The 5,247-nt window shown below is 45.1% G+C and carries 4 protein-coding genes and 1 pseudogene; 1 reads left to right on the top strand and 4 read right to left on the bottom strand.

Annotated elements, in window-relative coordinates:
* The 4 genes and pseudogenes from ACTIE6_RS17020 to ACTIE6_RS17005 all read right to left on the bottom strand — a co-directional run.
* Positions 1-217 (bottom strand): annotated as a pseudogene (locus tag ACTIE6_RS17020) (phosphatase); the annotation flags it as partial.
* Positions 218-309: 92 nt separating this feature from the next.
* Positions 310-1,677: a hypothetical protein gene (locus ACTIE6_RS17015; protein WP_439557781.1), complete on the bottom strand. Its 1,368-nt coding sequence runs from the start codon at positions 1,675-1,677 to the stop codon at positions 310-312.
* Positions 1,667-2,281 (bottom strand): RNA polymerase sigma factor, encoded by a 615-nt coding sequence (locus ACTIE6_RS17010; protein WP_439557783.1) that lies wholly within the window; start codon positions 2,279-2,281, stop codon positions 1,667-1,669. The genes ACTIE6_RS17015 and ACTIE6_RS17010 overlap by 11 nt, the downstream gene beginning before the upstream one ends.
* Positions 2,282-2,596: 315 nt before the next feature.
* Positions 2,597-3,073 carry an Lrp/AsnC family transcriptional regulator gene (locus tag ACTIE6_RS17005; RefSeq protein ID WP_439557782.1) on the bottom strand — a complete coding sequence of 159 codons (477 nt, stop codon included), beginning with the start codon at positions 3,071-3,073 and terminating at the stop codon, positions 2,597-2,599.
* Positions 3,074-3,262: 189 nt separating this feature from the next.
* On the opposite strand from ACTIE6_RS17005, the gene metH reads away from it, so the two are divergent.
* The coding region (gene metH, locus ACTIE6_RS17000) for a methionine synthase (protein ID WP_439557780.1) at positions 3,263-5,247 on the top strand (1,985 nt) is incomplete at its 3' end.

The following is a 5,247-nucleotide window of genomic DNA, read 5'->3' as shown; positions in this document are numbered from 1 at the left end:
GCAGTTCCATAAGGAGCTGATAAGCGAGCATCAGTTTCATCATGCGGTCTTCACTCTGCTCTGTAATGCGGCCCTGGGTAAAAACGTCATGGCCTAAACGAAGCGGGAAACGTACATATTCAACCTTTTTGAAGCGGGAAACGCCACCATCATGCAGTACAGAGGAAATCTGCATGCGGGCACCATTGGATCCTATATCTATTGCAGCGAATTTCAAGGAAACGTATTGTAGGGAAGTAAATAAAAGCCAAAAATAGAACTTTCACGAACACATTGTACGGGTGTCCGTGAAAGTTAAAGCTGTTTTATCTACATTTTGCTCCCTATCTGATACAGAAGCTTCAACTTGACACCCGGTCCGGTCGTGTGGCTCAGGGGAGTCAGAGGGGTAAAATAAGTGTAAACATAACCCTCCGCCTGCACCACAATCGGGTGCCAGGTTTTCTCAATTCCCACTGAGAAGTTGACAGAGCTGACAGCAGGTACTTTGGTCTTTTTATCGAATTCATTTTTGAAGTACTCTTTATTCGGCGCAATGCAATCGAAGGACACTTTTTCCTTTGATGAAACCGTCACATTGGTACCGGCTCCGGCATAGTACGCCCAGTTATCTTTCATATTATTCCGGAATGCAACTGTTAGCGGGATCTGGACAAGTGTCGGGTTTACTTTGATATTAAACACATCCAAAGCCAGCGGAACTTCTCCCGGGTGCGATCGCTTGAAATCCTTGCGGATTTTCTCCCTGAATATTTTTTCTGAAATAAACTCCATGGGTTTGACTTTCAGCCAGCTTATCCCTGCCGTGATAGAAAACTTCCTGGCAACCAGCACCTCGCCTACAACCGATTTCGCAGTTCCGTTTGCTTCCATTTGGATACCTCCTCCAAACCGGTAGGGTACTTTGATGTCAAGCTTCGGGACTACATTATCCGCCTTCGCGGTTCTTTCCACTTTTTTGTCAGAAATACCATTGACTTTTGAGATTTGGACACTGTTCCAGTTAATCGCTCTTTGTACCTGTCTGACGGAGAGCCTGTTTGCCAGATCATAGTTCATCTTTCTGGAAAGCGCATTGCCGCTACTTGCATTTAGCGGCGATTTAGACGAGAGTGCAGTGAAATATTCGCGGGATAGCTCAGTAGGTGGTAGGTCGCCCGCGCCATTTGGACCGTAAGTTTCGTGTTGCAAATCGACGGGTGCAGAGCTCTCTACAACTTTGGATTGATTGCGAGACAACTGTTGAGTTTCAGAAGTCCTGGTATTTGCATTCAAAACAAAGGAATTTTCTGAGGAGCGGGCTGCATTTTCCCGCACTGCAACCTGGTAACCCTGCTGGTTTTGATCTGCATTTGCTTTTTGGACAATGTAAATGGTATCCGCTTTTGCAACTGTAGCAGGTTGTTGTTTGATCACTTCGATCTGCTCCTGCAGGTTTTTTACGTCTGCCAGCAGGCTGTCATTTTGTGATAGCTGGTTTACATACAGAAACGCAAGTACCGCTGTTACCGAAGCTGCGGCGGGATATCCGATCCATGAACTGTATTGTTGCCAAAAACTTCGCGGTGTGTGCGCCTGCATGTAATCTTGCATTTTCGCCCAATCCGCTTCCTGAAAGTCTGGTTGGATACTCTCTAATTTCCGGCGTATAGTAGTCTCAAATTGATTAGTTTTCATTTCCTCTGAATGACTTTACGGCCCAATCGCTTGGAAAGAGATGGGGATAATATTGTTTAATTAAGTGCTGCAACCGGGCCCTTGCACGAACATAATGCGACCTCACTGTGGCCTCATTGATTTGCAGCAGATCTGCAATTTCCCTGTGATTGTAGCCATCGACTACATATAACAAAAAGACGTTTTTATAGACGGGCTTGATCTTCTGGATCAATGCGAGTATTTCATCTGCTGTGATCTGCGAAATCACATCTTCTTCAAACTTAGGATAAGGCGCATCTTCCAGTGCGATCACATCTTCGCTGTGCTTTTTATGTTTGCGATAATAGCTGATCGCCGTGTTGACCATAATCGTCCGCAACCAGGCTTTAAAAGGATGGTTCGGGTCATATTTTTCAAGATTATTAAAGACTTTCAGAAATCCTTCATTCAAAACCTCCTCAGCTTCTTCAGTGGAGGCAGTATAGCGAAGGCAGATACTTTTAGAATAGCCGAAAAACTTTTTATAGAGGTGTCGTTGCGCCTGGTTGTTCCCCGCAATGCACGCAGCTACGACAGATTCAAAGTCGTTCTTATTAAAGGATATTTTTCTTCCAAATAGCAACGTCAGGGTATCAAGTTTGTCAGGGATCGCATTATTAATGTCAGTTACGTGGGCAGCTGAACTTGTGTTGCAAAAATTACAAAAAAGTTGACGCCGCTTAAAATCCAGGATCGTAGTCAGCAAAGTGCCTGGTTGAACATCGAAAGTGCCTCCAAGTGCAACAATGGACGAAATATCCGCGTAATCCCATTTATGATGCCGGCTAACCGACGCAGCTGATGCTTTGGAATGAAGAAATTTTAACTTTTTATAACATTTGAAGACCTTTTGTTAGGGGTGAGTTGGAATACGGTCCGGGAGCTTTCGGGACCGTATTTATTTTTTACCCGAAAGCATTTCCAGTGCCGAAGAATTTTTGATTTCTCCCATAACAAACAAACTGTGGGTACTGCCAATATTATCGAGCGAGCCTAGCTTTTGCATTAAAAATTGCTGGTACTGCGACATATCATCTACTACTACCTTTAGTAGAAAATCGTAGTCTCCCGAAATGTTGAAGCATTCCATTACCTCGGGCATCGCAGTAACAGCCTTGACGAATCTTTCGCCCATATTCTTCGAATGTTCTTTCAACGCGATGTTGCAGAATGCCATTAATTTTTTCCCAACCTTTTCACGATCAACCAGTGCGACGTACTTGCGGATCACGCCTTCCTTCTCTAATCTTCTGACCCGTTCGTAAACCGGCGTGTAGGAGAGATTGAGCTTTTCGGATAATTCACGTGTTTTCAGGGTGGCATCCTGTTGTAGCAAATGCAGGATTTTGGCATCTGTTTCGTCCAGATTATACATAGATAGAATATCTTTATTCACTTCAACTAACCTTCGAATATAGATAAATAGTGTGTCGAATGTCAAATAGGTAGATGTTTAGTCTAATATTTTTTGTTTTATTGAATAAAAAATCTATTGACTTAAATTTGTCTCTTGTAAACTCTGCCTGCGGCGGATTAATCATGAACTCATCAAAATATTATATAAATGATAGCAACTGAAAAGGCGGATATTCGCGAGATTCTCAAAAACCGCATTCTTGTATTGGATGGAGCTATGGGTACGATGATCCAACGCTATAAGTTGGAGGATCACGATTATCGCGGCGACCGCTTTGCCGATTGGCCGCAGGATGTGAAAGGAAACAACGATTTGCTTTCGCTGACTCGACCAGATATCATCAAAGAAATTCACGCCGCTTATTTCGAAGCAGGCGCAGATATTGCCGAAACCAACACTTTCTCCGGTACTACCATCGCGATGGCGGATTACGGAATGGAAGAGCTGGTTTATGAACTGAACTACGAATCGGCGCGGCTGGCGCGGGAGGTAGCCGACGAGTTCACCGAGCGTGAGCCGGATAAGCCCAGATTTGTGGCCGGTTCAATGGGACCAACCAACCGTACAGCCTCTCTTTCTCCCGATGTAAACAATCCGGGTTACCGTGCAATCAGCTTTGATCAGCTGGTAAAGGCATACTATGAGCAGATTAAAGGTTTAACTGACGGTGGCTGTGACTTGTTACTTGTAGAAACCATCTTTGATACCCTCAATGCAAAAGCCGCGCTCTTCGCTATTGATCAGTTTTTTGTTGATGCAAAGAATGACAAAGTAGAGCGGCTGGATTCGTGGAAGAATGTACCCGGCGAGTCGCTTCCGGTTATGATCTCAGGAACAATTACCGACGCATCGGGCCGCACGCTTTCGGGTCAGACTACCGAGGCATTTTTAACGTCGGTATCGCATTTACCATTACTTTCTGTGGGCCTGAACTGCGCATTGGGAGCAGATTTAATGCGTCCCTATGTTCAGATCCTGGCAAAAGAATCTCCATTCTATACATCAGCTCACCCAAATGCCGGCTTGCCGAACGAAATGGGTGAATATGATGAATCGCCGGAGCAAATGGGTGAGGTAATTGATGGATTTTTGAAAGATAATCTGGTCAATATTATCGGAGGTTGCTGCGGTACCACGCCCGACCACATTCGCGTAATTGCGGATCTCGCCAAGAAACATACACCGCGTTCATTGCCGGCGGCTGAAACGGTGATGAAACTCTCTGGTCTTGAACTGGTGAAGATCAATGAACTGACGAATTTTGTAAACATCGGCGAGCGTTGTAATGTAACCGGATCGAAGAAGTTTGCAAGGTTGATCCGAGAAGGAAAATATGACGAAGCACTCTCCATTGCCCGTGAGCAAGTGGAGAGCGGCGCGCAGGTCATTGACGTCAACCTCGACGAAGGTATGATCGACGGGGTAGAGGCTATGAAGACTTTCGTTAACCTGATCGCCTCAGAACCTGATATTTCCAAAGTACCGCTGATGATCGATTCTTCGAAATGGGAGGTGATCGAATCTGGACTGAAATGTGTACAAGGTAAGTCTATTGTTAATTCGATTTCGCTGAAAGAAGGCGAGGAGAAATTTAAAGAGTCAGCAAGAACTGTATTGCGGTATGGTGCGGCAACAGTGGTGATGGCTTTTGATGAACAAGGTCAGGCTGACAATTTTGAACGTCGCTGCGAAATCTGTTCAAGAGCTTACAGGATCCTGGTTGATGAAGTTGGCTTCCCGGCCGAGGATATCATTTTTGACCCAAATATCCTGACCGTCGCAACGGGAATGGAGGAGCATAACAATTATGCGGTTGACTTTATCAATGCAGTTCGCTGGATCAAGGAAAACCTGCCACATGCAAAAGTTTCAGGCGGGGTATCCAACGTATCTTTCAGTTTCCGCGGAAATGAGCCTGTGCGTGAAGCTATCCATACTGCATTTCTGTACCACGCGATCAAGGCTGGGCTGGATATGGGCATCGTGAATGCAGGTCAGATTGGTATTTATGATGAAATCCCGAAAGATGTTCTGGAACTGGTTGAGGATGTACTGCTCAATCGTCGCCCGGATGCAACTGAGCGACTGGTAACTTATGCCGAAACAGTAAAAGACAAAGGAAAATCGCAAAG

It is taken from the genome of Dyadobacter sp. (assembly GCF_051859145.1).
Taxonomy (GTDB): domain Bacteria; phylum Bacteroidota; class Bacteroidia; order Cytophagales; family Spirosomataceae; genus Dyadobacter.
This window is presented reverse-complemented; position numbering and strand designations above follow the sequence as displayed.